Genomic DNA, 25,600 nt, shown 5'->3' with positions numbered 1-25,600 from the left:
ATGGATAGAGAAGTTTATCAAAAATTTAACCAGTCCATTTACCGTGAACAATTATCAAATGGCTTGAAAGTCCAGCTCTTACCAATGGAAGGCTACCATAAGACATATGCTATTTTAACAGCAGATTTTGGTTCCATTGATAATCATTTTATACCGTACCATCAAAAGGAGGCGATTACTGTTCCAGACGGGGTTGCCCACTTCCTTGAACATAAAATGTTTGAGAAAAAAGATCATGATGCCTTTGACTTGTTTGGTAAACTAGGAGCTGATTCAAATGCCTTTACTAGTTTTACCCAAACAAGTTATCTTTTTTCGACGACCAGTAATCTCCATGAGAATTTAGATGTTCTATTGGATTTTGTTCAAGATCCATACTTTACTGCAGAAACAGTGAAGAAAGAGCAGGGAATTATTGGCCAAGAAATTCAAATGTATGAGGATGACCCGAGTTGGCGGCTTTACTTAGGTATTTTAGGTAATTTGTACCCCAAAGATCCAATGCGGATTGATATTGCGGGAACGGTTGAATCAATCAGTCATATTACACCAGAAATTCTGATGGATAGTTATCGGACTTTCTATCAACCAACCAATATGAACCTTTTCCTTGTAGGACGCTTAGATCCAGAAGAAACAATGGCATGGATCAAGCAAAATCAAGAACAAAAGATTTTCGCTCCCGCAGAGACACCCCAACGGTTATTTAGCCTGAACGATCCAACTGCTCATGATGTAATTCCATTCCGTTCATTAACGATGGATATTGTTCGTCCTAAAGTGATGGTAGGCTTACGAGGGACCAAGCAATTTGATGATGGTAAAGAACGGCTCCACTACAAATTAGCAATTGATCTTTTGTTAGATGTTTTGTTTGACGATACTTCAGATAACTATTTGCGTTTGTACAACAATGAAACATTGGATGACACGTTTAGCTACAACTTTGAAATGCAACGGGGCTTTCATTTTGCGTACTTTAGCTCTGATACTGATCAGATGGAACGCTTTGCAGATGAGGTTATTGATATTCTTGAAAGTGCTGATCAACAAATTGAAGCGGCGCGGACAAGGTTTGAGGGAATCAAAAAAGCAGAACTAGGGCGGTTAATTGGCTTATTAGATTCGCCAGAAGCAATTGCTAATCGTTATGCTGGAGATCTGTTTGCTGGCGCTAGCTTGATGGATGAGATAGCGACCTTGGAAACTATTACGATTGATGATCTTTATCAAGTTGCAAAAGAGTTTATTACTCCGCAAGGTATTTCGGTATACCAAGTTGTTCCGCAACATCAATAAACTAAACTTTTCCTATAGATTTATTCCGATAAGCTAATATATAATTGAGCATGATATAATATCCAAGAGTAAAGATAAATGAAAATGGAGATAGAATAATGAGTGAGAACGAGAACGATCAAAAACGACTTGAAATCGGTAAAATTTTACGAAAAGCACGGGAAGAAAAGGGCTATACCCTTGATGACCTTCAACAAATGACTAAGATTCAAAAGCGGTATTTAATCGCGATTGAAGATGAAAATTTTGATGAACTTCCTGGTGACTTTTATGTTCGTGCGTTCATTAAGCAATATGCCAATACGGTAGGCTTAGATGGTAATGAATTATTGCAAAAATATGATGATCAATTACCACAGACTAAAACGGAAGAGTATTCCGATCATTTAGCTCAAGCGGTTGAAACTCGTGCGAACCAACGGAAGACGGTTAGCGGGAGCGTAGACAAGGTTCGTAACTACATACCAACGATTATTATTGCTTGTGTGATTGTTTTAGTGTTGGCAGCGATTTGGATTACGGCCATTGCTCGCAATCATCGCGATTCCTCTACACGGATTGATAATAGTTCGGTATCTGTTTCTGGAGAGAGTCGTAAGAAGGCCGCTACCTCTGCTAAAAAGGCAAGTACAAAGCAGAGCAAATCGACAGCAATCAAGCTCCAAGAAGCACCTAATCGGAATGACACAAGCGTTACTTATACAGCAAGTCAACTTACTAAAGACACAACGCTACAAATTGAACCAAGTGATCGTTCATGGATGCAGGTAAGGGCAAATAATAATGACTTATTAAACAAAACTTTGAATAACAATGAAAAAACTAGTGTAAAAATAAGTCGTGATACAACTTCATTAGTAATTACGGTCGGCAATGCTCGAGCAACAAAGTTAAAGCTCGGTAATCAAGAAATCGACTTTACTAATAATGGCCGTTACCAAAACACGCGGAATGTAACGATTAACTTTGGTAATGCCCAAACAAGCAGCAGTTCAGCAAGTCAGTCAGCAAATAGTTCAAGTCAATCTTCTTCATCCTCGGCTCGTCCTAATAATGCTACGCAACCATCTGCTACTAATAATAACAGTCGCCCTCAGACAAGTGCTAGTCAGCAAAATAATCAACCAACTCGTTAATATAAGAGGACTAAAGGAGTTAGAACATTGAATTTACCAAATAAACTAACTGTTATACGTTTAATTATTATTCCCTTTTTCTTATTATTAATGGTTCTGCCATTACAAAGCTGGGGAGCTGTAAGTTTTTGGGGAGCAACTATCCCGATGGCTCAGCTTATTGCTGCTATTTTATTTATTGCAGCAACAATCACTGATAATCTTGATGGACAAATTGCGCGACGGCACCATCTTGTAACTAATTTTGGAAAATTTACGGATCCACTTGCTGATAAGTTGCTTGTTATGACTGCATTTATCGTTTTAACTGGAAATGGTGTTGTTCCATCATGGGTAACTTCAATCATTATTTGGCGAGAATTATCTGTTACGGGCTTACGCTTATTGTTAGTGGAACAAGACGGGGTAGTATTAGCTGCTAAAATGCCGGGGAAGATTAAGACAACTACTCAGTTTATTGCAATTATCTTCTTACTCTTAAATAATGTTATTTTTGCTATTTGGAATATTCCATTTGGTCAAATTATGTTATATATTTGCTTGTTCTTTACTATTTATTCTGGAGTGGATTACTTCATTCAGGGACGCGATGTCTTTTCGGATGGATTTAAATAGGATATGGAGGGTGAGAAAAAACAAAAGTTTTTTCTCACCCTCATGTTTTTTATATTCATAGTTTTAAGATTTTAGTGAAAATGACTATACTTTACGTATATATATTAATAGGGGATGGAGTTTTATGGATGCAGAAATTATCTCAGTAGGAACTGAAATAGTCCTTGGACAAATAATTAATACCAATGCCGCGTACTTAGCTAACAGACTAACCCAACTTGACTTACCGGCTACCTATCAAACAACTGTTGACGATCAATCACAGAGGTTAGAGCGTGTTATTAATCACGCTTTGACTCGTGCTCAATTAGTTTTTGTTTGCGGGGGTCTTGGACCAACTGCAGATGATATTACGATGCCTACAGTTGCTAAAACCCTAGGGAAAGAGTTGCAGACTGACGAAGAACACTGGAAATGGATTCAAAAAACATTTGAACAACGACAAATAAAAATGGAACCAGAGAATATTCGTCAAGCCCAGTATCCACGAGGAGGAGAGCCACTTGCTAATCTTGTGGGGCTTGCTCTAGGATGTTGGTATGAAACTAAGGGGAAAGTTGTGGTTGTCTTACCAGGACCACCCGCCGAATTTAAGGCAATGGTTGAAAAGAGCCTGGTTCCTAAACTCCAGCAATATTTTCAAACAAGAAAACAAATTACTAGTCGGACATTAAACTTTTTAGGGCGGCCGGAGTCACAATTAATGGATGAAATTGAAGGTGCTACTAACGATATCCCAGGGATAAGCATTACTTCTTATGTTCAACCAACGGCAATCCAGGTTCGGCTCACCGTACGTGACTTACCAGTGATTGAAGCTGAAGAAAAAATTGATCAGGCACAAAAAGCAATTCTTGCAGTTGAAGAACCGTTTTTCTTTGGAGTGGGGGATGACCTTACACTTGCCAAAGTCGTCGTTGAACAATTAAAAAAGCGCGGGTGGAAATTGACAGCAGCAGAAAGCTTAACAGGGGGGATGTTCCAAAGTACTATTTGTTCCGTACCAGGAGCCTCGACTGTTTTTAATGGTGGTTTTGTTACCTATGCTGCTAGTGCAAAGGAAAAGTTATTAGGAATTCCCCACGACACGATTGACCAGTATGGGGTAGTAAGCTCTGAAACTGCTGCGGCAATGGCTGAAGGGTGTCAACGAAAATTAAATGTTGAAGTTGGAATTGGCTTTACTGGTGTGGCAGGTCCAGATATGTTAGAAGGACAACCAGCAGGGACAGTCTGGATTGGACTAGCAATGAAGGGGCGCTCAACTAAAACCGTTCAATTACATCTTGCATCCTATGTTGGAAGACAGGCGATTCGTACATTAAGTGTTCAGTATGGACTTCAATTAATTTACCATGAACTAAAAAAATAAACGAACTTTTGTTCACTTTTTTCTTGTTTTTTTGGCTAAAACTGTTATTATTAGTTATCGGATAAACCGTAAAAAAGGAGGAATTTGATTTGGCTGACCAACGAAAAGCAGCATTAGATGTTGCTATCAGAAAGATCGAAAAGAACTTTGGTAAGGGTTCTATTATGCGAATGGGTGATGCCACTGATATGAAGGTTGCTTCAGTTTCTAGTGGTTCCCTTGCTATTGACAAGGCACTTGGAATTGGTGGATATCCTCGTGGTCGGATAGTTGAAATTTATGGTCCTGAAAGTTCTGGTAAGACTACTGTAGCATTGCATGCAGTTGCAGAAGTACAACGGCAAGGCGGGACAGCAGCCTATATTGATGCCGAAAATGCTCTTGATCCTCAATATGCAGAAGCCTTAGGTGTTAATATTGATGACCTATTGCTTTCGCAGCCTGATAGTGGTGAAGAAGGATTAGAAATTGCTGATGCATTGATTTCAAGTGGAGCAGTTGACTTAGTAATTGTTGATTCGGTTGCAGCATTAGTTCCTCGTGCTGAAATTGATGGTGATATGGGTGATACCCATGTTGGATTACAAGCTCGTTTGATGTCTCAGGCTCTTCGGAAGCTTTCCGGTGAAATTAATAAGACAAAGACAATTGCTATCTTTATTAACCAAATCCGTGAAAAAGTTGGAGTGATGTTTGGTAACCCTGAAACAACAACTGGTGGACGGGCACTTAAATTTTACTCAACTATCCGGATGGAAATTCGTCGTGCGGAACAAATTAAGAATGGTACGGATGTTATTGGAAATAAAGCTAAAGTAAAGATTGTTAAAAATAAGGTTGCTCCGCCATTCAAACGTTGTGAAGTTGACATTATGTATGGTGAGGGGATTTCTAAGACTGGTGAATTGCTAGATATGGCAGTTGAAAACGATCTTGTTGATAAGAGTGGTGCCTGGTACTCATATGGTAGCGAACGTATTGGGCAAGGTCGTGAAAATGCTAAAAAGTGGCTTAAGGAACATCCAGACAGCATGAATGAATTAATGGATAAAGTTCGTGTTGCAAATGGAATGGAACCGTTAAATGAAAAGTCAACGAAAGAAACTGCTGATGATAAAGCCAGTGGTAAGACCGGTGAAAATAAACAAGAAACAATTGAAGAAGCAAGTAAAGAATAAATAATAATATTTGAAGTCGAAATTCCCTAATTTTTTAGCATTAATAGCTGAATATTAGGGATTTCCCTTTTTATGATGGCTGTTTAAGCAATTGATAAATTCAATAGTTGACACCTTAGTGTGGCAAGATTAAAATTTAACTTGTGTGATGTTTTTTTGACGTTACACGGTGAAATTAATTTATTCATACCAACAACATAATAGTTGAAGCGGAGGTGAAATAGTGAAAATTTTAATGTTCGCCGCGCTTGCTATGGTTGTCGGAATTATTGTCGGCTATGTAATTCGCAAGGTTTCATATGAAAAACAAGTTGCAGAAGCACATAATGATGCTAAAGGTATTATTTCTAAAGCAAAACAAGAAGCAGTAACGGCGAAAAAAGAAGCTATTTTAGAAGCGAAAGAAGAGAGTCATCAATACCGCGAGAGAGTGGAAGATGAGTTAAAACAGCGGCGGAGTGAGGTCCAGCGACAGGAAGACCGATTACTCCAACGAGAGGCTTCTTTAGATCATAAGGATAGCGCTCTAGAAAAAAGAGAGAATGCAGTTGGCGTTCGTGAACGTAAATTAGATCAAGAAAAAGAGCAGCTTCATCAATCAAAGGAACAAGCAGAAGCCTTAATTGAACAACGCAAACAAGAAGTTGAAAAAGTCGCTCAAATGTCACAAGAAGATGCTAAGCAGTTATTATTATCTGAAGTAAAAGAACAGTTAAAAACTGAACGAGCAGTAATGATTCGTGACAGTGAACAAGAAGCGGAACTTTCTGCAGAACGTAATGCAAAGAAATTAATTGTTGAAGCAATTCAGCGTAGTGCTGCGGATGTTGTCTCAGAGACGACTGTTTCGGTTGTTAATCTTCCTAATGATGATATGAAGGGAAGAATAATTGGTCGTGAAGGTCGAAATATTAGAACTTTAGAGACGTTAACAGGGATTGATTTGATTATTGATGATACGCCAGAAGCTGTCGTATTGAGTGGCTTTGATCCTGTACGACGTGAGATTGCTAAGATTGCGCTTGAAAAATTAATTCAAGATGGTCGTATTCATCCTGCACGAATTGAAGAAACTGTTGATAAGGCTCGTAAGCAGATGGATACTCAACTACGAGAGACTGGTGAGCAAGCATTGTTTGATCTAGGAATTCATTCAATGCATCCAGACCTAATTAAGACGGTCGGAAGAATGAAGTACCGGACTAGTTACGGTCAAAATGTCTTAGACCACTCAATCGAAGTTGCTAAGTTAGCCGGAATTATGGCTGCTGAACTTGGGGAAGATGTTACATTAGCAAAACGTGCTGGGCTCCTCCATGACATTGGGAAGGCAATTGATCATGAAGTTGATGGTTCACATGTTGAGTTAGGTGTAGAACTAACCCGCAAGTATAAAGAAAATAAAGTGGTTATCAATACGATTGCTTCTCACCATGGAGATGTCCCTGCTAATTCTGTAATTGCTGTTCTTGTACAAGCAGCAGATGCAATTTCAGGGGCTCGTCCTGGTGCTCGAAGCGAGTCATTAGAACAATACATTCAACGTTTAAAGAAACTAGAAAGCATAGCAAACAGTTATGATGGTGTCGACCATAGTTATGCAATTCAAGCTGGTCGAGAACTTCGCGTGATTGTCAAACCGAAGAAGATTTCTGATTTGCAGGCAACAACTTTGTCACATGATATTAAGAACAAAATTGAAAAGCAATTAGAATATCCAGGACATATTAAAGTAACCGTTATTCGGGAAGTTCGAGCAGTTGATTATGCTAAATAAACTGATTTTTCAGTTCCTATAAAGAGGCTGGGTATAACCTTCAGTCTCTTTATTATTTTAAATAACATCCATCATTAACAGAGATCTTGCAGTAAATTTAGACAAAAAATATAATTAGTTTATTATTAAGATTAAAAATATATTAACGGGGTGAAATTTAGTGGCAAAAAAAACAACACCGATGATGGAACAATATCAAAAGGTAAAAGATCAATATCCAGATGCCTTTTTATTTTACCGACTTGGTGATTTTTATGAGCTATTTAATGACGATGCGGTTAAAGGAGCGCAACTTCTTGAGCTAACATTAACAACGAGAAACCATAGTGCGAAAAATCCAATTCCAATGTGTGGAGTGCCCCATCGCGCGGTTAACAACTATATTGATATTTTAATTGATAAGGGTTATAAAGTAGCAATCTGTGAACAGATGGAAGACCCTAAAAAGGCAAAGGGGATGGTTAAACGAGCCGTTACCCGCTTAATTACACCTGGAACGCAAATGGATTTAAATGGTGAACAGGCACGTGATAACAATTATCTTGCAGCGATTAGCGGACAAAATGGGGTATTTAGTATTGCCTATACCGACTTATCGACTGGGGAGCTTAAAACGACAAGCTTAAATAATGCAAATGACGCGGTTAATGAATTGGTTAATCTCCAAAGCAAGGAAGTAATTGTGGATGGTGAGTTGCCAGTTGAAATAACAACTCAGTTTAAGCAACGAAACATTCTTCAATCACATCAGCCAACGGTCCTTAAAAATGCTGAAATTAGCTATCTTACTCAAGACCTTGATGATCAAGCCCAGCAGCACGTTGTTGCGTTACTTGTGTCATACTTATTAACGACCCAAAAGCGCTCTTTGGCCCACCTGCAGAAAGCAATTGCATATCAACCAAGTTCTTTTATGAAGATCGACCACTATTCAAAAACAAATCTTGAATTAATGCGCAATATGCGAAGCGGGAAGCGGCAGGGGACTTTGGCATGGCTTTTGGATGAGACAAAAACAGCAATGGGCAGTCGTCTTCTTAAACGGTGGATTGACCGGCCGTTGATTAATCAAAATGCAATCAGTGAACGACAAGATAAAGTTCAAGAGTTATTAGACCACTATTTTGAGAGAAGTAATTTGCAACAAGAGTTAATTAAGGTATATGACCTTGAACGCTTAGCAGGGCGAGTTGCCTATGGAAGTGTTAATGGACGTGATCTTATTCAACTTAAGACTTCCTTAAAGCAAGTTCCTAAAATAAAATACGTTTTAGAAACCCTTGATTCACCTGTCTTTGAAGAATTGCAAAAACAATTGGATCCCTTGGACGATGTGGCAGATTTAATTGATCAATCAATTGTTGAAGAACCGCCAATTGCTGTTACTGAAGGTGGCGTGATTAAGGATGGCTATAATGACCAATTAGACCAATACCGTGATGCGATGAATAATGGAAAACAGTGGATTGCAGACCTGCAAGAACATGAACGGAAATTAACGGGCATAAATAACCTTAAAATTGGTTATAATCATGTATTTGGCTATTATATTGAGGTTACAAAAGTTAATCTTGATAAGCTTCCTAAAGATCGCTATGAGCGTAAACAAACATTAGTTAATGCTGAACGTTTTTCTACTCCAGAATTAAAAGAAAAAGAGGCATTGATAATGGGGGCGCAAGAAAAGTCAACAGCCTTGGAATATGATATTTTTGTTAAAATCCGTGAACAAGTCAAGGGACAAATTACACGCCTGCAAAAATTAGCACAACAACTTGCGGAATTAGATGTACTCCAAAGCTTTGCGGTTGTTAGTGAAGACTACCACTTTGTTCGTCCTGAAATGAATACTGGTCATGTATTAAAGATTAAAGATGGTCGTCACCCAGTTGTGGAAAAGTTTATGGGACACCAGGAATATGTGCCTAATGATGTTTTGATGGGAGAAGATACTGATATTCTCCTGATTACTGGGCCAAACATGTCAGGAAAGAGTACCTATATGCGTCAGTTAGCATTGATTGCGGTAATGGCACAAATTGGTTGCTTTGTTCCTGCCAAATCCGCTGAATTGCCAATTTTTGATCAAGTCTTTACGCGAATTGGGGCGGCTGACGACTTAATATCTGGTGAAAGTACCTTCATGGTTGAAATGATGGAAGCAAATAATGCTTTGATCCATGCCACAGATCGTAGTTTGATTCTCTTTGATGAAATTGGCCGGGGAACCGCAACTTATGATGGGATGGCATTAGCTCAAGCGATTATTGAGTACGTTCATCAGCATGTTCGTGCCAAGACGCTATTTTCAACTCACTATCATGAACTAACAGCCCTTGAGAATAGCTTGGCACGGCTTAAAAATGTTCATGTAGGGGCAACAGAAAAAGATGGGGAGTTAGTATTCTTGCATAAGGTAAGTGCAGGCCCTGCAGATAAGTCTTACGGAATCCACGTGGCTAAACTAGCAGGAATGCCATCCTCATTGTTAAAACGTGCAGATACTATTTTGCAAAAATTAGAGCAAAAGGATGTAAAACTACCGAATACGCCTAAACCGGCAACAGATAATTACCATACAGAACCAATATCAGCAAAGATAAATGAAGCGGCACCGGTAAAGAAAGAGTCTGCACCAGTTGTTGAAGATAATGGTCAGCTTGAATTATTTGCTACTCAACCTGAGAAAAAAGAATCGAGTATTGATCGGCGGATTTTACACCAATTAAAAGAACTTAATTTAATGGGGATGACACCCATGGATGTAATGAATCAAATTTATAAGTGGCAGCAGAAGTTGAAATAAGGTGATATTTAATGGGAAAGATTCATGAATTAGATAATATTTTAGCCAATCAAATTGCTGCCGGTGAAGTAATTGAACGTCCAGCATCAATTGTAAAAGAATTAGTTGAAAATTCATTGGATGCCCATAGTCACCGTGTGGATATTATTGTTGAAAATTCAGGTTTAGACAGTGTGCGTGTGATTGATGATGGTGACGGAATCGCTGCTGAAGATATTAGTCTAGCATTTCACCGTCATGCAACCAGTAAGATTAATTCTCGTCATGACCTCTTTAAGGTGCAGACGATGGGCTTTCGTGGTGAAGCGTTACCTAGTATTGCTTCAGTCGCTGATGTAACTCTTACGACTGCTCAAGCTGGTCAAGAAGAAGGAACAATGATTCATTTGCGGGGAGGAAAAGAATTAGTAGTGAAGCCGGCTGGTGCTCGTCAAGGAACCGATATTAAGGTAACCGATTTATTCTTTAACACTCCTGCGCGATTAAAGTACTTAAAATCACCTCAAACGGAGCTAACCAGAATTACGGATATCATTAATCGACTTGCCCTTGCTAATCCAGCGGTTGCTTTTAGCTTTACCCATAATGGACGGGAATTATTTCGTTCGGCAGGTAATAATAATTTACAGCAGGTAGTTGCGGCAATTTATGGCGTTCAAGCAGGACGCAAAATGCTTGAAATAAGTGGTGCAGATGATGATTTTAAGGTTAGTGGTTTTGTTTCCTTACCAGAATTAACACGTGCATCACGTCAATATATAACAATCACAATCAACCATCGGTATATTCGTAATTTTGAATTAACAAAGGCAATTATTCAGGGATATGAATCAAAACTAATGGTTGGCCGTTATCCGATCGCGGTAATTAACATTGATCTGGATCCAGTTTTAGTTGATGTGAATGTCCATCCAGCTAAACGTGAGGTCCGTTTAAGCAAAGAACAGCAACTAATAAAATTGATTGCCGAAACGATTCGGAAGCGGATAGCGGTTGAGAACCTGATTCCGGATGTCGATGCTGACCAATTTATTCCTAATGATGATGAGGTAGCGGACCTCGATCGCCGGTTAAAGGAAGCATCACCTGTTTATCATGCCGCCCCGATTTCGGCAGTGCCAGCAACAGAGAAGAAGGCAACTGAGATTTCAACTCCCGAAGCTGATAATCCAGCACATGCTGACGCGCTTGATAGTGAGATTCCAGCACCGATCGTTATCCACCATCTTGAAGATTTAAATACGCCAGCAATGCAAAAATTTGATGAGCGTTATCAAAATGAGGGTGAAGTTACGCCATTTTCCGCTCCAATTCCCACTATGACTAAGAAGCCAGTAAAACCTGCAAATATTGAATTGGATGTTCATGATAAACAAGATCAGCAGCAAAATCGGTTTCCTGATCTTCAATATATTGGTCAACTTCAGGGAACCTTTTTATTAGCACAAGCAGGAGATGGTCTTTACATTGTTGACCAACATGCTGCTCAGGAGCGAATCAATTATGAGTATTATCGCCAAAAAATTAGTGAAGTAAGTGCTGATCAGCAAAATTTCTTGGTTCCGCTTGTTCTTAATTATTCAACTGTCGATGCAATGACAATTAATCAGCATCTCGATACTCTGGCAGCGGTTGGATTAGAATTAGAGTCATTTGGTCAGAATAGTTTTATTTTGCGCTCCCATCCAACCTGGTTTAAAGAGGGGCAAGAAGAAGACACGGCCAAAGAAATGATTGATTGGTTAATTAAGAATGGAAGGCTGACTGTCAAAGAATTTCGAATGAAGACAGCGATTATGATGAGCTGTAAGCGGGCCATAAAGGCTAATCACCACCTTGACGAACGGGAAGCTAAAGCCTTGCTGAAACGGTTGCCACAATGTGAGAATCCTTTTAATTGTCCACATGGGCGTCCGGTAACTGTTCATTTTAATGATCAGGATTTAGAAAAAATGTTTAAACGCATTCAGGATTCACATACCCCGTATGCGGACGATTTTGATGACCATGAATTTTAAGGAGGAATTACCTTGTACGAATACTTAACAGGCCTTGTAACCGTTGTTGCACCACAATATATTGTTGTTGATGTTAATGGGGTTGGCTATAAATTATTAGTTGCTAATCCCTATCGTTATCAAGAGGATCGAACTAAGAAGGTCCAAGTATATGTTTACCAAGCAGTTCGTGAAGATAATATTTCCTTGTTTGGTTTCACAGATCAAAATGAAAAAAATCTATTTATGCAATTAATCAATGTTTCCGGAATTGGACCAAAGAGTGCTTTAGCAATTTTAGCGAACCCTGATCACCAGGGACTTGTTGATGCCATTACTAATAATAATGTTAGCTATTTAACTAAATTCCCAGGAATCGGGAAAAAGACAGCTTCGCAAATTGTGTTAGACTTACGTGATAAGCTCACTAATGAAAGCAGCAGCTCATTATTTGCAACAACTCAGCTTACCGTTGATGCAACAGTAAATCGTGAGTTGAAAGATGCTTTGGAAGCCTTGGCCGCATTAGGATACAAGGAACGGGACATTAAAAAGGTTCAAAAGACATTAATGAAAGAAGAACAAATGGCAACCGATGAATACTTAAGACAAGCATTAAGGTTGCTTAACTAGGAGGTGCAAGACTTGTGGAAAATGATCATGGTATTTTATCAGATCACCCAACAGGAGAAGAAGAAAACCAAGTTGAGATAACTCTTCGCCCACAGAAACTAAGGGAATATATTGGTCAACCTAAAATCAAGCACGAACTAGAAGTATATATTAAGGCGGCTCAATCCCGGGAAGAAGCTCTTGATCATGTATTGTTATATGGTCCTCCAGGATTAGGAAAGACAACTTTAGCGATGGTAATAGCTAATGAGATGGGCGTTAATATCAAAACGACTAGTGGACCAGCGATCGAAAAGCCAGGAGATTTGGTTGCTTTATTGAATGAGCTGAAACCGGGGGATGTCCTTTTTGTTGATGAAATCCACCGGTTACCCAAAGTCGTGGAAGAAATGCTTTATTCAGCGATGGAAGATTACTATATTGATATTGTTATTGGTGAGGGACCGACTGCGCACCCCGTTCATTTTCCCCTTCCGCCATTTACATTAATTGGGGCAACGACACGGGCCGGAATGTTATCGGCGCCATTACGTGATCGTTTCGGGATCGTTGAACATATGAACTACTATACTCAAGATGAACTGACAAAAATTATTTTTCGTTCTGCCAAGATTTTCCATACTAGTATTCAAGATGAAGGGGCCCATGAACTATCTCTTCGTTCACGTGGTACGCCGCGAATCGCAAACCGCCTTTTAAAACGGGTACGTGATTTTGCCCAGGTAGCAGGGAAACAAAGCATTGATTCGGCAATTGTTAAGCAAGCATTATCGCTTCTCCAAGTTGATGATCGGGGCTTAGATGAGATTGATCGGAAAATGTTGTTAACGATGATCAATTTCTACCACGGAGGTCCAGTGGGATTAAAAACAATTGCAGCAAATATCGGTGAAGAAACTAATACGATTGAAGAAATGTATGAACCATATTTATTACAGATTGGCTTTATTAGTCGCACCCCTCGCGGCCGGTTAGTGACACCGACAGCATATGAGCATTTAGGAATTGAATATCCAACTGATAAAAATTGATTGAGGAAAATTATGAGTAAGTTAGAATTTACAATTAATCAAAGCGATCGCCAAGCACGAACTGGGCTTTTGCAGGTTAATGGACGACAAATTGAAACACCGGCTCTGGTTGCAAGTGGAGATGAATTAGCAAAGTTATCACCTATCCAGCTTAATCAGGCTGGTGTATGCGCAGTTAAGACAAATGGGTTAAAGTGTTGGTTAAAATATGATTCGATGACTGAAAAGTTAGGAGATCTTCATCATTTTTTCCAGTGGGATGGTCTTTTACTTGTGGACTTAGGAACTGAGGAGGCCTATCACTTAGCAAAACCGCGTGGAAAAAAACACGATGGCGTTCGGTTTCATGATCCGGCAACTGGACAACTCAAATTCTGGCAACCAGAAACTGCTCTTCAAGTTCAAGAAGCGCTTGGGGCTGATATTTTTCAAAGTTTTGACCAGGCAACAGATTATTATGCGCCAGTTGATGATCTGAAAGCAGGGGTAAAACAAACTAGTGACTGGTTATCTGTTGTTAAGCCCCAAAAAGGACAAGCCCTTGGTTCGATTGTTGGTGGCGGCTTAAAAGATTTGCGGATAGTCAGTATTAAGGCGGTCGATGAGGCTGGGGTAAGCGGCTATCGTTTAAGTGGGATCCCTAGCAACTTAGATGATCAAGAGTTTAGCCGAATCATTAACGAAATTACGCCTAAACTAGAAGAGGAGAAACTGCGCTATCTTCCTGCTGCACTTTCTTTTGACCAAATGATAGGGGCAGTTTTAGCAGGCATAGATTTAATTGATAGCAATCTAGCAGCTAAAAAAGCCGCTAATGGGATTGCATTAGTTAATCAAGGGGCAACAGTTCTTCATCTTGATCGTCAACATTTTAACTTCGATTCACAAGTGCTTGATCGTCAATGTGCGTGTGCAACTTGTCGCGCGGGTTATTCAAGGGCATTGCTTCATAACTTAATTACCAATCATAGTTTTTATGGTGAACAACTTTTGCTGCAGCATAATCTGTTTACCCTCAATAAATTAATGAATAGTCTACGACAAGCAATTAAAAATCATCAAACAAAAAAATTTGTTCAAGAATTATTGCAGAATCAATAGAGCATATAGCTTTTTGCAGTAAAGTTTGTTAAAGTTAATATTAGTTAACTTTTTGAAGGGATGGATAAACCGTGAATAGTTTGAGTAGTTTTGTTCTTGGTGCTGCTTCATCTAATAATGCAAGTGGTTACTCAGGAATTATTTTAATCATCTTAATGGTAGCATTAATGTACTTCTTTATGATTCGCCCACAACAAAAGCAACGTAAAGAACACCAAGAGATGATGAATGAATTACACCCAGGTGATGAAGTTGTTACGATTGGTCGGATGCATGGTAAGATTGATTCAATCAATAAGGCTGATCGGACAGTTACTTTAGATTGTGAAGGGATCTACCTTACTTTTGATATGGTGGCAATTGCCCGTGTTATCAAACGAGCAGATGCACCAGCTAGTGAAGCTCTCCAAGATAATAAAGCTGTTGCTAGTTCTGCAGCTGACAGTTCTGCAGATGCTTCAGCAGATAGCGCTGCTAGTGAGCCTGCATCTGCAGCGAGTGCTAGCGATGAACAAAAAGACAGCGAAGAAAAGTAATTTAATTTAGATGAAAATAGTCGTAAACAGGCGAATATTTTCATCTTTTTTATTTGGTTGTTAATCGCGTTTATTGCTATACTAAAAGATAGTGTTAAATTTTATTCGGGTAAGGAGAATAGCATAATGGCAGATCCATTAACAGCAATTTTTGAACAAATCAAAAAATACAATAAAATAATTATTCATCGGCATCAACGCCCCGATCCAGATGCAATTGGCTCACAAGTTGGCCTTGCGGAAATTTTGCGGGCTTCATTCCCATACAAGCAAATTTATGTTGTAGGGAAGCATATTCCGGGGTTTGATTGGATCGGTGAGATGGATACGATTGACAATCAGACGTTTGATGATGCATTAGTAATTGTTACGGATACAGCAAATGCGCCCCGAATTGATGATCGGCGCTTTGATAATGGGGACGAGCTTATTAAGATAGATCACCACCCTAACGATGAACCCTTTGGTGATATTATGTGGGTTGAACCAGATGCTTCTAGCTGTTCTGAAATGATTTATAGTTTTTATCAACGATTTGCAAAAGAATTAACGCTTCCCCAGAAGGCTGCCCATGCCTTATACGCAGGAATTATTGGCGATACAGGTCGTTTCCTTTATCCAGCAACAACTCCTCGAACGATGCTAGTTGCAGGTTCGTTAATGGCGGCTGGCGCAAATGCAGCGGAAATTAGCCAGCACGAAAATGAAATTACCTTACCAGTGGCCCGTCTATCAGCATATGTTTATGAAAATTTGCAGATATTAGATAATGGAGCCGCATATGTTATCTTAACCAATGAAATTTTAGAGCAATTTGGATTAACTGAAGCCGGGACATCCGCAATTGTTTCTTTACCAGGTCGAATTCATGATGTCCTTGCCTGGGCGATCTTTGTAGAACAAGAAGATGGCCATTATCGCATTCGTCTCCGTTCAAAGGGGCCAACAATTAATGAATTAGCTAAGCAGCACGATGGCGGTGGACATCCCCTTGCTAGTGGCGCCAAGGCTAAAGATGAAGCAGAAATTAAACAAGTGATTGATGAATTGGACCAATTAACACAAAGTTATGCAAACCAAAAATGAAAGGGAAATAGCTATGAGTGATAAAAAATTTGCTGATTTTCAGTTGCAACCTTATCTGTTAACAGCAATTCAAAAAATTAATTTTCGTCAACCGACACCGGTCCAACAACGAGTAATACCAGTGATTATGGCGGGAAGAAGTGTTGTGGGACAATCCGCGACCGGTAGTGGAAAAACACATGCCTTCCTCTTACCGATTTTTTCAAAGATCAATCCAGAAGATCAAACCGTTCAAGCAGTAATTACAACTCCTAGTCGGGAATTAGCATACCAAATTTATAATGCGGCAAAGCAACTTAACAAATATGCTCCTCATCCTCTTACCATTCACAATTATGTCGGTGGTACAGATAAGCAGCATCAAGTTGACCAATTAAGCCGAAAACAACCTCAATTGGTCATTGGAACTCCAGGAAGAGTATTGGATTTAATCAAGAGTCAGGCATTGGATATTCACACAGCGAAAATGTTTGTGGTGGATGAAGCGGACATGACCCTAGATATGGGATTCTTACATGAAGTTGACCAAATTGCCAGTCATTTTCCTGATGACCTTCAAATGATGGTTTTTTCAGCAACGATTCCGCAGAAACTGCGCCCATTCTTAAAAAAGTATATGGAAAATCCAGTTGTTGAAGAGATTCCTACTGAAGCAGTAATTAATCCGGACGTTGATAATTGGCTAATGTCAACTAAGGGGCAGGATCGTAACCAGCTAATTTATCGTTTGCTGACTCTTGGTGAACCATATCTTGCGTTGGTATTTGCTAATACAAAAGAACGAGCAGTCGAATTAACCCAGTACTTAGAAAATCAAGGGCTCAAAGTAGCAATGATTCATGGGGGACTAGAAGCTCGTCGTCGTAAACGGACAATGCGGCAAATCCGTGATCTTGAATATCAATATGTTGTAGCAACTGATCTAGCAGCTCGTGGAATTGATATTGACGGAGTATCACTAGTAATTAATGATGACTTGCCAACTGATCTTGAATATTTTGTTCATCGAGTTGGTCGTACAGGACGAAATGGGATGAAGGGAACAGCCATCACCCTATATGAGCCAGCAGAAGACGATTTAATTGCTAAGCTTGAGGAGCGGGGAGTTAAATTTGTACCAAAAGAATTAAGGAATGGTCAACTAGTAACTACCCATGACCGTAATCGCCGGAAGCATTATAAGCGGCGGCAAAATGAACTTGATCCGTCAATGAAGGGTTACGTAAAAAAGACTAAGAAGAAGGTTAAACCTGGTTATAAGAAACGGATTAAAAAGGCGATTAAAGAAGACGAACAACAAAAACGGAAACTTGAATTACGGCATAAGATTCGGAAAGCTAAGCGTGCCCGTCAAAAGCAACATCGCCGTGAACGAAATGCCCGTTGATTTTAAAGTAATTGTTCGCTATAATATGACACGTCTGGGACATGCTATAGCTAACGGAAAATTTCAGAGACAGTTGGTGAGGTGTGACAACTGATTTTCTAGCTTTAGTGCTCCCCATTCGGATAATTTGATATTTAACCTTGGGTAACCAAGAAGTAAAGAGGTAAACGAATTCCATCGTTGCAAGCAGAGTGGTACCGCGTCAATCCGGCGTCTCTGATTCGCAATGGTGGTTTTTGTTTTAGAAAGGGCGATTTGATGAAAGAGTTGAAGAAGCTAAATAGTGCTCAAGTACGGCGGATGTACTTGAAGTTTTTTGAAGAGCATGGCCACCAAGTTATGCCGAGTGCATCATTAGTTCCAGTAAATGATCCAACATTACTATGGATTAACTCTGGGGTTGCCACAATGAAGAAATACTTTGATGGAAAAGTTGTTCCTGACAATCCACGGATGACAAGCTCACAAAAGAGTATTCGGACGAACGATATTGAAAACGTTGGTAAGACTGCTCGGCACCATACCATGTTTGAAATGTTGGGGAACTTCTCTGTTGGTGATTACTTTAAAAATGAAGTAATTCCATGGGCTTGGGAATTACTAACAAGTGATGAATGGTTTGGTTTTGACCCTGAACGACTATACATTACTTATTACCCTAAAGACCATGATGCTTATAATCGCTGGCGTGAAGTAGGTGTTGCTGAAGACCACTTAATTGCTGATGAAGATAACTTCTGGGATATTGGTCAAGGTCCATCTGGTCCAGATACGGAAATTTTTTATGACCGTGGTCAAGAATTTAATAATTTAGCTGATGATGATCCAGAAAACTATCCTGGCGGTGAAAATGAACGCTACCTTGAAATTTGGAACATTGTCTTTAGTCAATTTAACCATACGCCAGAAGATACTTACGAACCACTTCCTCATAAAAACATTGATACGGGGATGGGGCTTGAACGGGTTGTCTCAATCTTTGAAAATGCCCCTACTAACTTTGAAACCGACTTATTTATGCCATTAATCAAGCAAGCTGAAGAGTTTAGTGGTACTAAGAAGTATGGTCAAAATAAAGAAGACGATATTCAATTTAAGATTATCGCTGATCATATTCGGACAATTACCTTTGCGATCGGGGATGGCGCCTTGCCTTCAAATGTTGGTCGCGGATACGTTATTCGGCGGTTGCTTCGGCGAGCAGTTGTTGCTGGAAAGAAGCTGGGGATCGATGAACCATTCTTAGCAAAGATGGTTCCAACAGTCGGCAAGATCATGGAAGATTACTATCCTGATGTTCTTAAAAATGCTGACTATATTGCTTCGGTTATTGAATCAGAAGAAGACCGCTTTAGTGCAACCTTAAATGGTGGATTAAACTTGTTGAATAACGTGATTGCTGAAGCTAAGGAAAATAAGACCAACGAAATTGATGGACGAACAGCCTTTAAGCTTTATGATACTTATGGCTTCCCAATTGAATTAACCAAGGAATATGCTGAAGATGAAGGACTAACAGTTGACGAAAAGGGCTTCCAAGCAGCAATGACAGAGCAGCAAAATCGTGCTCGTAATGCCCGTGATATGGATAACGGGATGGGGGTTCAAACTGATTTGTGGACTTCATTCAAAGAAGATAGCAAATATGTTGGTTACACTGATTTGACCGTTGATAATGCAAAAGTTATTGGTTTAGCACATGATGGTCAACAAGCAGATGAAGCACAACCAGGTGATAAGAACATTGAATTAATTTTTGATGTAACGCCATTCTATGCTGAAATGGGAGGCCAAGTCGCTGATACTGGTGACATTATTGATAACTATGGTAAAAAAGTTGGTCGGGTGGTTGATGTCCAACATGCACCAAACCAGCAAAACCTTCACCGGGTAGAATTAACTGCCCCTATTAAAAAGGGTGCTCGTTACAAACTGGTTGTTGACCGTATTCGTCACCTTAAGATTGAAAAGAACCATACAGCAACCCACTTGTTAGACCAAGCATTGCGGAACGTTCTTGGTGGTCATACTCAACAAGCCGGATCATTAGTTGAAGAACATTACTTACGTTTTGACTTTAACCACTTTGGTCAAGTAACTGCTGAGGACCTCAAGAAGGTTGAAAACATGGTTAATGAGCAAATCTGGAAGGAAATCCCAGTTAAGACAGTGGAAACTGATATTGATTCTGCTAAGGAAATGGGTGCTATCGCCTTATTCTCAGATAAGTATGGTGATAAGGTCCGGGTTGTAAAGATTGGTGACTTTAACACTGAGTTCTGTGGTGGTGACCACGTTAAAAACACGAATGAGCTTGGTCTCTTCAAGATTGTTTCTGAAGGAGGGGTTGGTGCTGGAGTACGGCGGATCGAAGCAGTAACTTCCAGTGATGCCTTTAAGTTCCTCCAAGATCGTGATGACCTCTTAACAAAGAGTGCTGCTAGTTTGAAGGTTGCTCAGATTAAGGAAGTTCCTCACCAAGTAGAAACACTACAAAATGAACTTAAAGAAGCTCAAAAGCAAAATGAGTCTCTTCAAGCTAAGATTGCTGCTCAACAAGCTAATAATGTTTTTGAAAACGTTCAAGCAACCAAGAATGGAAGTTTAATTGCTGCCGAAGTTCAAGTTGCTGGAATGGGTCAATTGCGGCAACTTGCTGATACTTGGCGTTCAAAGGCTCTTTCTGATGTTCTTGTCCTTGCGACAGCTAGTGATGGGAAAGCAAACTTATTAGTGGCGGTTAGTGATGATAAAACTAAGGAAGGCTTAAAAGCCGGTGACCTTATTAAGGCGATTGCGCCAGCTATTAATGGTGGCGGTGGTGGTCGACCAAACCTCGCCCAAGCTGGTGGAAAGAATCCAGCTGGAATCAAGGAAGCTTTAAGCCAAGCTAAAGATTACCTCGATAAGTAAATCAAAAATGAGAAGGAAATAACTATCTCATAGTCTAAAAGATTGAAAGAAACCAATTTTTGAGTTCTTTCAATCTTTCTTTTTTGTAAGAACTTCTTAAGGTAATAAAAAATACTATCAAGAAACGCTATTATCAGCTATAATATAAAACCTGTAGTTTAAGATAAAACTAATATTACTGTTTACTTACAATTGACAAATGTAAATTGTGATTTTAATAAGAATATAGTAAAATTGATGGTTGAAAAGAATATCTGGAGGTGACGATTGATGGCTACAAATGATAAAACGATGTTCTTTGATTTCGGTCAAGAACGTCAAGAAGATATTAAGCAAACATTAAAGACGGTTTATGAATCATTAGAAGAAAAGGGATACAACCCGATTAATCAAATTGTCGGTTATCTTTTATCTGGTGATCCAGCTTATATTCCGCGTTTGAATGATGCACGTAACTTGATTCGTCAACATGAACGTGACGAAATTATTGAAGAGCTTGTTCGGTCATACCTAAAGAATAACGGTGAAACTAAATGAGATTAATGGGATTAGACGTTGGCTCTAAGACGGTTGGTATTTCCGTAAGCGATCCTCTCGGTTGGACGGCCCAAGCAGTTGAGATTATTCCAATTGATGAAGAAAACGAAATTTTTGGGATTGATCGTGTTGCCGAGCTAGTGAAAAAAGAACAGGTAGCTGGGTTTGTAATTGGCCTTCCTAAAAATATGAATAATACAGAAGGTCCTCGTGTTGAAGCATCTCAGCACTATGGCAAGCTATTACAACAACGTTTTCCAGATATTCCTATTGACTTTCAAGATGAACGTTTAACGACGGTTGAGGCACACCGAATGCTAGTTGAAGAAGCGGACATTTCACGTGCTAAGCAGAAAAAAGTTATCGATGAAGTTGCAGCAACATTCATTTTACAAAGCTATTTGGATCGCCATGGCCGCCTTGTGAATAAGCTAAAATGAGGTATTAAAATGAGTAAACAAGAAAATAACGAAGACATGATTACATTAATTGATGAAAATGGTAATGAACAATTATTTAAGGAATTGTTTACGTTTGATTCTGATGATTATGGCAAATCATATATCTTTATCTATCCAGCGGAACAAGAAAATGACGATTCCGTTGACATTCAAGCTTACATTATAGCTGATAATGAAGATAACGATGGACAGGACCTTGTTCCAATTGAAGATGATAAGGAATGGGACATGGTTGAAGAAGTATTAAATACTTTCCTTGATAATGATGGTAATTTCAAGGCCTAGTTAAAATTACCGGATAAATAAAATATTAACAAAAGGGAGCTGTAGACACATTTGTCACAGTCCTTTTTCTTTACAGGCAGAATGAAAGGATCATTAGGATGATTTTAACAACCTTTATTATTTTGATTTTAATGGGGTGCTTTATTAATGGTCATCGCCGCGGATTATTGACAATGACGTTAATGCTGGGGACATATATAGTAGCTTGGATCGTTGCTCGCCAAGGAGCCCAATTAATTGGTGGCTGGTTAAAATCGTTATTACCAAGTATTGGAACTCCAGCAACATTTTCCGAGAGCTTGCTTGCAAATGTAAATAGTAATCTTTTCTTTTATAATGGGATTGCATTTATGATAATTTTTACAATTGTTTCAATTCTTTGTCACTGGGGCATTCGTCAGTTAAACTGGATAAAGAGGATTCCAGTGGTGGGGACAGTTGATAAAATTGCGGGTGGCTTAATCTCATTTTTGATTGGCTATTTGATTATTTACGTTGTTTTACTAATTATGCAATTATTTCCAGCTGGTTGGTGGCAAATGCAAATAGCAAACTCAGAACTAGCACGTTTTATGATTAATCAAACACCAGGAATAGCGCATTTAGTAATTGATACGCTAGTACAGGGGGGATAAAATGAATAACAAAATTTTAGAAACATTAGAATTTGATCGAATAAAAGGACAACTGGCACAATACCTTGTTTCTGCCGCTGGTCGTCGCGAATTGACGCAGCTTGTTCCACAGACTGATTATGAGGCAGTCAAAGAACTTTTGACAGAAACTACTGATGGGGCCGATATTTTAAGATTAGAAGATGGGATTCCTATTCCGCAACTAGCTGATATCAAACCGCAATTGAAACGTTTGAAAATTAAGGCAAATCTGAACGGTACGGAATTAGCTCAAATTACTAAAGTGCTGCAAACTAGTATGAGTGTAAAAAACTTTTTTGATCAGATGCGGGAGAAAAAAATTAAACTACGGGTTTTAATTACCCAAGTTGACCGCCTAGTTACAATTCCTTCAATTACCCAGCGGCTAGTTCGTTCGATTGATCCTGATGGACGGATAAATGATGAGGCATCAGCTAAACTCCATGGTATCCGGCAATTAATTACCCAAACGGAAACAGAAATTCACCAACAAATGGAAAGGTATACTCGCGGGAAAAATGCGAAATACTTAAGTGACCCGATTGTCACAATGCGAAATGACCGCTATGTAATTCCAGTAATCGCTCGCTACCGAAATAAATTTGGTGGGGTTGTTCATGACCAAAGTGCTAGTGGACAAACATTATATATTGAACCTGCAGCCGTTGTGGAGACCAATAATCGGTTACGACAAGCGCAAATAGAAGAACGGCAAGAAATGCAACGGGTGTTAATTGAATTATCACAAATGATTGCTCCTTACCGGCATGATATTGGCCAGAATGAAGCAATTCTTGGACACCTTGACTTTATTAATGCCAAGGCACGCTGGGCACATGATACTAAGGCAACGTTACCGCTCTTAAGCAAAGAAAATCATGTTTCATTACGGAAAGCTCGCCATCCCTTGATTGATCCCCGGCGAGTAGTGACAAATGATATTAAGATTGGGGAAGATTACCAAGCGATTATTATTACCGGTCCCAACACTGGTGGTAAAACCATTACGCTTAAAACTTTGGGAATTATCCAGTTAATGGGACAATCTGGTTTGTTTATTCCCGCAGAAGAAGGCAGTACAATTGGAATCTTTGATAATGTATTTGCGGATATCGGTGATGAACAATCATTGGAACAAAATCTAAGTACTTTCTCTGGTCATATGGATGGAGTAAAAGCCATTCTTGAACAAATTACAAGTCGTAGCTTAGTCCTTCTAGATGAGCTTGGTGCTGGAACTGATCCCAAAGAAGGGGCTGCTTTAGCAATGGCAATTCTTGATAATATTGGCAGTAAAGGAACCATGGTTGTAATTACAACCCACTATCCTGAACTCAAAGTTTATGGCTATGATCGTGCTAAGACGATTAATGCTAGTATGGAATTTGATCAAGAAACTCTTAAGCCAACGTATAAATTACTGCTAGGGATTCCTGGGCGGTCGAATGGATTAGAGATTGCTCAGCGATTAGGAATTAATCCCCAGGTTATTGATGAAGCACGGACATTTGTTAGTGATGATAGTCAAGACCTTAACAATATGATTGGTGATTTAGTAGAGCAACGGAAAAAAGCCCGCGAAGAAAGTGAAAGGCTAGCAAAACTAGTAGCCAAAAACGAAAAAGTTCAGCGTGACCTTGATGAGAAACTTACCCGCTTTAATGAACAGCGTGATAAGTTATATGAACAAGCACGTTCAAAGGCCAATCATCAAGTTTCGATGGCGAAGAAAAAGGCTGACCGAATTATTCATCATTTGCGCCAGTTAGAAGTTCAACAGGGCGGAAATGTAAAAGAAAATGAATTAATTGATGCACAAGGGCAATTAAACGCTCTTCATCGTGATAATCCACGGTTACAACATAATTCTGTATTACAACGGGCTAAGCAAAAGCATGATTTGCATAAAGGTGATGCAGTCTTGGTAAAATCTTATGGTCAATATGGAGAACTTTTATCTAAGCGGGGAAATCACAAGTGGGAAGTTCAGATTGGGATTCTTAAAATGGAAATTGATGAGAATAATCTTGAAAAAGTAGCTAAGAAAGATCTCCCACGAGAAAAAGATGCAAGGCGGCGACCACGGGCTGCTGTGAGAACGACACAAACACGAAAGACCTCGGCCCGTCTTGATTTACGTGGGCATCGCTATGAACAAGCGATGAGTGAGCTAAGTAACTTTATTGATCATGCATTGTTGAATAATCTTTCAACGGTAACAATTATTCACGGAAAAGGAACTGGTGCTCTTCGTAAGGGAACGCAACAATATTTGCAAAGCAATCCACGAGTTAAATCATTCTCTTATGCTTCCCCTAATGCTGGTGGGGATGGAGCAACAATTGTTAATTTATAATTACTTACTATAAAAAAGTAAGCAACTTAAATGACATTTAAGAAGTGATTTGTTAGAATAGCGTTAAGAAAAACAAAGGAGGAATTGAAGATGGCTGTAAACGTAACTACAGATCAAACCTTTGAACAAGATACTGCAACTGGTGTCGATTTAATTGATTTTTGGGCAACTTGGTGTGGTCCCTGTCGGATGCAATCACCAGTAGTCGATGCACTATCTGATAAGATGCCCGATATTAAATTCTTTAAGATGGATGTTGACCAAAATCCAGAAACTGCACAAAAATTCCGGATTATGAGTATCCCTACATTAATGGTTAAGAAAGATGGTAAGGTAGTAGACCAAATCATTGGTTACCATAGTGAAGATCAATTAAAGCAAATTTTACAACAATATGTTGATTAGAAAAAAGCTGGAGAAAAACTTTTTGTTTTCTTC

At 39.2% G+C, this 25,600-nt stretch carries 21 protein-coding genes; all 21 read left to right on the top strand.

Annotated elements, in window-relative coordinates; all coding sequences use genetic code 11:
• The 21 genes from yfmH to trxA all read left to right on the top strand — a co-directional run bounded on the left by yfmH (nucleotide 1) and on the right by trxA (nucleotide 25,567).
• On the top strand, nucleotides 1–1,299 hold the full coding sequence (yfmH, locus tag LMB56_RS00490; protein ID WP_035155827.1) for an EF-P 5-aminopentanol modification-associated protein YfmH: 1,299 nt from the start codon (nucleotides 1–3) through the stop codon (nucleotides 1,297–1,299).
• Nucleotides 1,300–1,397: 98 nt separating this feature from the next.
• A complete protein-coding gene (locus tag LMB56_RS00485; RefSeq protein ID WP_122481858.1) occupies nucleotides 1,398–2,435 on the top strand; it encodes a helix-turn-helix domain-containing protein in 1,038 nt (345 codons plus the stop codon).
• A gap of 27 nt (nucleotides 2,436–2,462) precedes the next feature.
• Nucleotides 2,463–3,050, top strand: coding sequence for a CDP-diacylglycerol--glycerol-3-phosphate 3-phosphatidyltransferase (gene pgsA, locus LMB56_RS00480; RefSeq protein WP_003666663.1), 588 nt, complete (start codon nucleotides 2,463–2,465; stop codon nucleotides 3,048–3,050).
• A 124-nt stretch (nucleotides 3,051–3,174) separates the two neighbouring features.
• Complete coding sequence (locus LMB56_RS00475; RefSeq protein ID WP_122481857.1) at nucleotides 3,175–4,422, top strand: competence/damage-inducible protein A; 1,248 nt, start codon at nucleotides 3,175–3,177, stop codon at nucleotides 4,420–4,422.
• 89 nt (nucleotides 4,423–4,511) lie between these two features.
• Nucleotides 4,512–5,600, top strand: coding sequence for a recombinase RecA (gene recA / locus LMB56_RS00470; RefSeq protein WP_003667620.1), 1,089 nt, complete (start codon nucleotides 4,512–4,514; stop codon nucleotides 5,598–5,600).
• Nucleotides 5,601–5,835: 235 nt separating this feature from the next.
• Entirely contained in the window at nucleotides 5,836–7,377 is a 1,542-nt protein-coding gene (gene rny / locus LMB56_RS00465) for a ribonuclease Y (RefSeq protein WP_152742964.1), read from the top strand.
• Nucleotides 7,378–7,537: 160 nt separating this feature from the next.
• On the top strand, nucleotides 7,538–10,183 hold the full coding sequence (gene mutS, locus LMB56_RS00460; protein WP_122481856.1) for a DNA mismatch repair protein MutS: 2,646 nt from the start codon (nucleotides 7,538–7,540) through the stop codon (nucleotides 10,181–10,183).
• A gap of 11 nt (nucleotides 10,184–10,194) precedes the next feature.
• On the top strand, nucleotides 10,195–12,201 hold the full coding sequence (mutL, locus tag LMB56_RS00455) for a DNA mismatch repair endonuclease MutL (RefSeq protein WP_122481855.1): 2,007 nt from the start codon (nucleotides 10,195–10,197) through the stop codon (nucleotides 12,199–12,201).
• Nucleotides 12,202–12,213: 12 nt separating this feature from the next.
• Nucleotides 12,214–12,813 (top strand): Holliday junction branch migration protein RuvA, encoded by a 600-nt coding sequence (gene ruvA, locus LMB56_RS00450; RefSeq protein ID WP_035155801.1) that lies wholly within the window; start codon nucleotides 12,214–12,216, stop codon nucleotides 12,811–12,813.
• A gap of 14 nt (nucleotides 12,814–12,827) precedes the next feature.
• Nucleotides 12,828–13,844, top strand: a complete 1,017-nt coding sequence (gene ruvB / locus LMB56_RS00445) for a Holliday junction branch migration DNA helicase RuvB (RefSeq protein ID WP_135350187.1) — start codon at nucleotides 12,828–12,830, stop codon at nucleotides 13,842–13,844.
• A 12-nt stretch (nucleotides 13,845–13,856) separates the two neighbouring features.
• Complete coding sequence (locus LMB56_RS00440; RefSeq protein WP_122481853.1) at nucleotides 13,857–14,945, top strand: tRNA guanosine(34) transglycosylase Tgt; 1,089 nt, start codon at nucleotides 13,857–13,859, stop codon at nucleotides 14,943–14,945.
• A 71-nt stretch (nucleotides 14,946–15,016) separates the two neighbouring features.
• Entirely contained in the window at nucleotides 15,017–15,481 is a 465-nt protein-coding gene (gene yajC / locus LMB56_RS00435; protein ID WP_122481852.1) for a preprotein translocase subunit YajC, read from the top strand.
• A gap of 126 nt (nucleotides 15,482–15,607) precedes the next feature.
• Nucleotides 15,608–16,567, top strand: a complete 960-nt coding sequence (locus tag LMB56_RS00430) for a DHH family phosphoesterase (RefSeq protein WP_003676051.1) — start codon at nucleotides 15,608–15,610, stop codon at nucleotides 16,565–16,567.
• 13 nt (nucleotides 16,568–16,580) lie between these two features.
• Complete coding sequence (locus LMB56_RS00425) at nucleotides 16,581–17,954, top strand: DEAD/DEAH box helicase (protein ID WP_122481851.1); 1,374 nt, start codon at nucleotides 16,581–16,583, stop codon at nucleotides 17,952–17,954.
• Nucleotides 17,955–18,212: 258 nt separating this feature from the next.
• Complete coding sequence (gene alaS / locus LMB56_RS00420; protein ID WP_122481850.1) at nucleotides 18,213–20,867, top strand: alanine--tRNA ligase; 2,655 nt, start codon at nucleotides 18,213–18,215, stop codon at nucleotides 20,865–20,867.
• Between the two features lie 270 nt (nucleotides 20,868–21,137).
• The gene (locus LMB56_RS00415) at nucleotides 21,138–21,404 is read left to right on the top strand and encodes an IreB family regulatory phosphoprotein (protein ID WP_003666685.1); all 267 of its coding nucleotides are present in this window, start codon (nucleotides 21,138–21,140) and stop codon (nucleotides 21,402–21,404) included.
• A complete protein-coding gene (gene ruvX, locus LMB56_RS00410) occupies nucleotides 21,401–21,844 on the top strand; it encodes a Holliday junction resolvase RuvX (protein WP_003666687.1) in 444 nt (147 codons plus the stop codon). The genes LMB56_RS00415 and ruvX overlap by 4 nt, the downstream gene beginning before the upstream one ends.
• A gap of 9 nt (nucleotides 21,845–21,853) precedes the next feature.
• Nucleotides 21,854–22,150, top strand: a complete 297-nt coding sequence (locus tag LMB56_RS00405; protein ID WP_003666689.1) for a DUF1292 domain-containing protein — start codon at nucleotides 21,854–21,856, stop codon at nucleotides 22,148–22,150.
• Nucleotides 22,151–22,248: 98 nt separating this feature from the next.
• Entirely contained in the window at nucleotides 22,249–22,785 is a 537-nt protein-coding gene (locus LMB56_RS00400; protein WP_003666690.1) for a CvpA family protein, read from the top strand.
• A gap of 1 nt (nucleotide 22,786) precedes the next feature.
• On the top strand, nucleotides 22,787–25,162 hold the full coding sequence (locus LMB56_RS00395; RefSeq protein WP_229283802.1) for an endonuclease MutS2: 2,376 nt from the start codon (nucleotides 22,787–22,789) through the stop codon (nucleotides 25,160–25,162).
• 90 nt (nucleotides 25,163–25,252) lie between these two features.
• A complete protein-coding gene (trxA, locus tag LMB56_RS00390) occupies nucleotides 25,253–25,567 on the top strand; it encodes a thioredoxin (protein WP_003666692.1) in 315 nt (104 codons plus the stop codon).
• Nucleotides 25,568–25,600 lie beyond the last annotated feature (33 nt).

The sequence above is a fragment of the Limosilactobacillus reuteri genome, from assembly GCF_020785355.1.
Lineage (GTDB): Bacteria > Bacillota > Bacilli > Lactobacillales > Lactobacillaceae > Limosilactobacillus > Limosilactobacillus reuteri_I.
The sequence above is the reverse complement of the archived record's forward strand: the minus strand, read 5'-3'. Positions and strand labels throughout refer to the sequence as shown.

Excerpts from the sequence above, each read along its gene's own strand:
- yfmH (WP_035155827.1), top strand. The coding sequence starts at position 1 with ATGGATAGAGAAGTTTATCAAAAATTTAACCAGTCCATTTACCGTGAA.
- LMB56_RS00485 (WP_122481858.1), top strand. The coding sequence starts at position 1,398 with ATGAGTGAGAACGAGAACGATCAAAAACGACTTGAAATCGGTAAAATT.
- LMB56_RS00475 (WP_122481857.1), top strand. The coding sequence starts at position 3,175 with ATGGATGCAGAAATTATCTCAGTAGGAACTGAAATAGTCCTTGGACAA.
- rny (WP_152742964.1), top strand. The coding sequence starts at position 5,836 with ATGTTCGCCGCGCTTGCTATGGTTGTCGGAATTATTGTCGGCTATGTA.
- mutL (WP_122481855.1), top strand. The coding sequence starts at position 10,195 with ATGGGAAAGATTCATGAATTAGATAATATTTTAGCCAATCAAATTGCT.
- LMB56_RS00440 (WP_122481853.1), top strand. The coding sequence starts at position 13,857 with ATGAGTAAGTTAGAATTTACAATTAATCAAAGCGATCGCCAAGCACGA.
- LMB56_RS00430 (WP_003676051.1), top strand. The coding sequence starts at position 15,608 with ATGGCAGATCCATTAACAGCAATTTTTGAACAAATCAAAAAATACAAT.
- LMB56_RS00425 (WP_122481851.1), top strand. The coding sequence starts at position 16,581 with ATGAGTGATAAAAAATTTGCTGATTTTCAGTTGCAACCTTATCTGTTA.
- alaS (WP_122481850.1), top strand. The coding sequence starts at position 18,213 with ATGAAAGAGTTGAAGAAGCTAAATAGTGCTCAAGTACGGCGGATGTAC.
- LMB56_RS00415 (WP_003666685.1), top strand. The coding sequence starts at position 21,138 with ATGGCTACAAATGATAAAACGATGTTCTTTGATTTCGGTCAAGAACGT.
- ruvX (WP_003666687.1), top strand. The coding sequence starts at position 21,401 with ATGAGATTAATGGGATTAGACGTTGGCTCTAAGACGGTTGGTATTTCC.
- LMB56_RS00405 (WP_003666689.1), top strand. The coding sequence starts at position 21,854 with ATGAGTAAACAAGAAAATAACGAAGACATGATTACATTAATTGATGAA.
- LMB56_RS00400 (WP_003666690.1), top strand. The coding sequence starts at position 22,249 with ATGATTTTAACAACCTTTATTATTTTGATTTTAATGGGGTGCTTTATT.
- LMB56_RS00395 (WP_229283802.1), top strand. The coding sequence starts at position 22,787 with ATGAATAACAAAATTTTAGAAACATTAGAATTTGATCGAATAAAAGGA.
- trxA (WP_003666692.1), top strand. The coding sequence starts at position 25,253 with ATGGCTGTAAACGTAACTACAGATCAAACCTTTGAACAAGATACTGCA.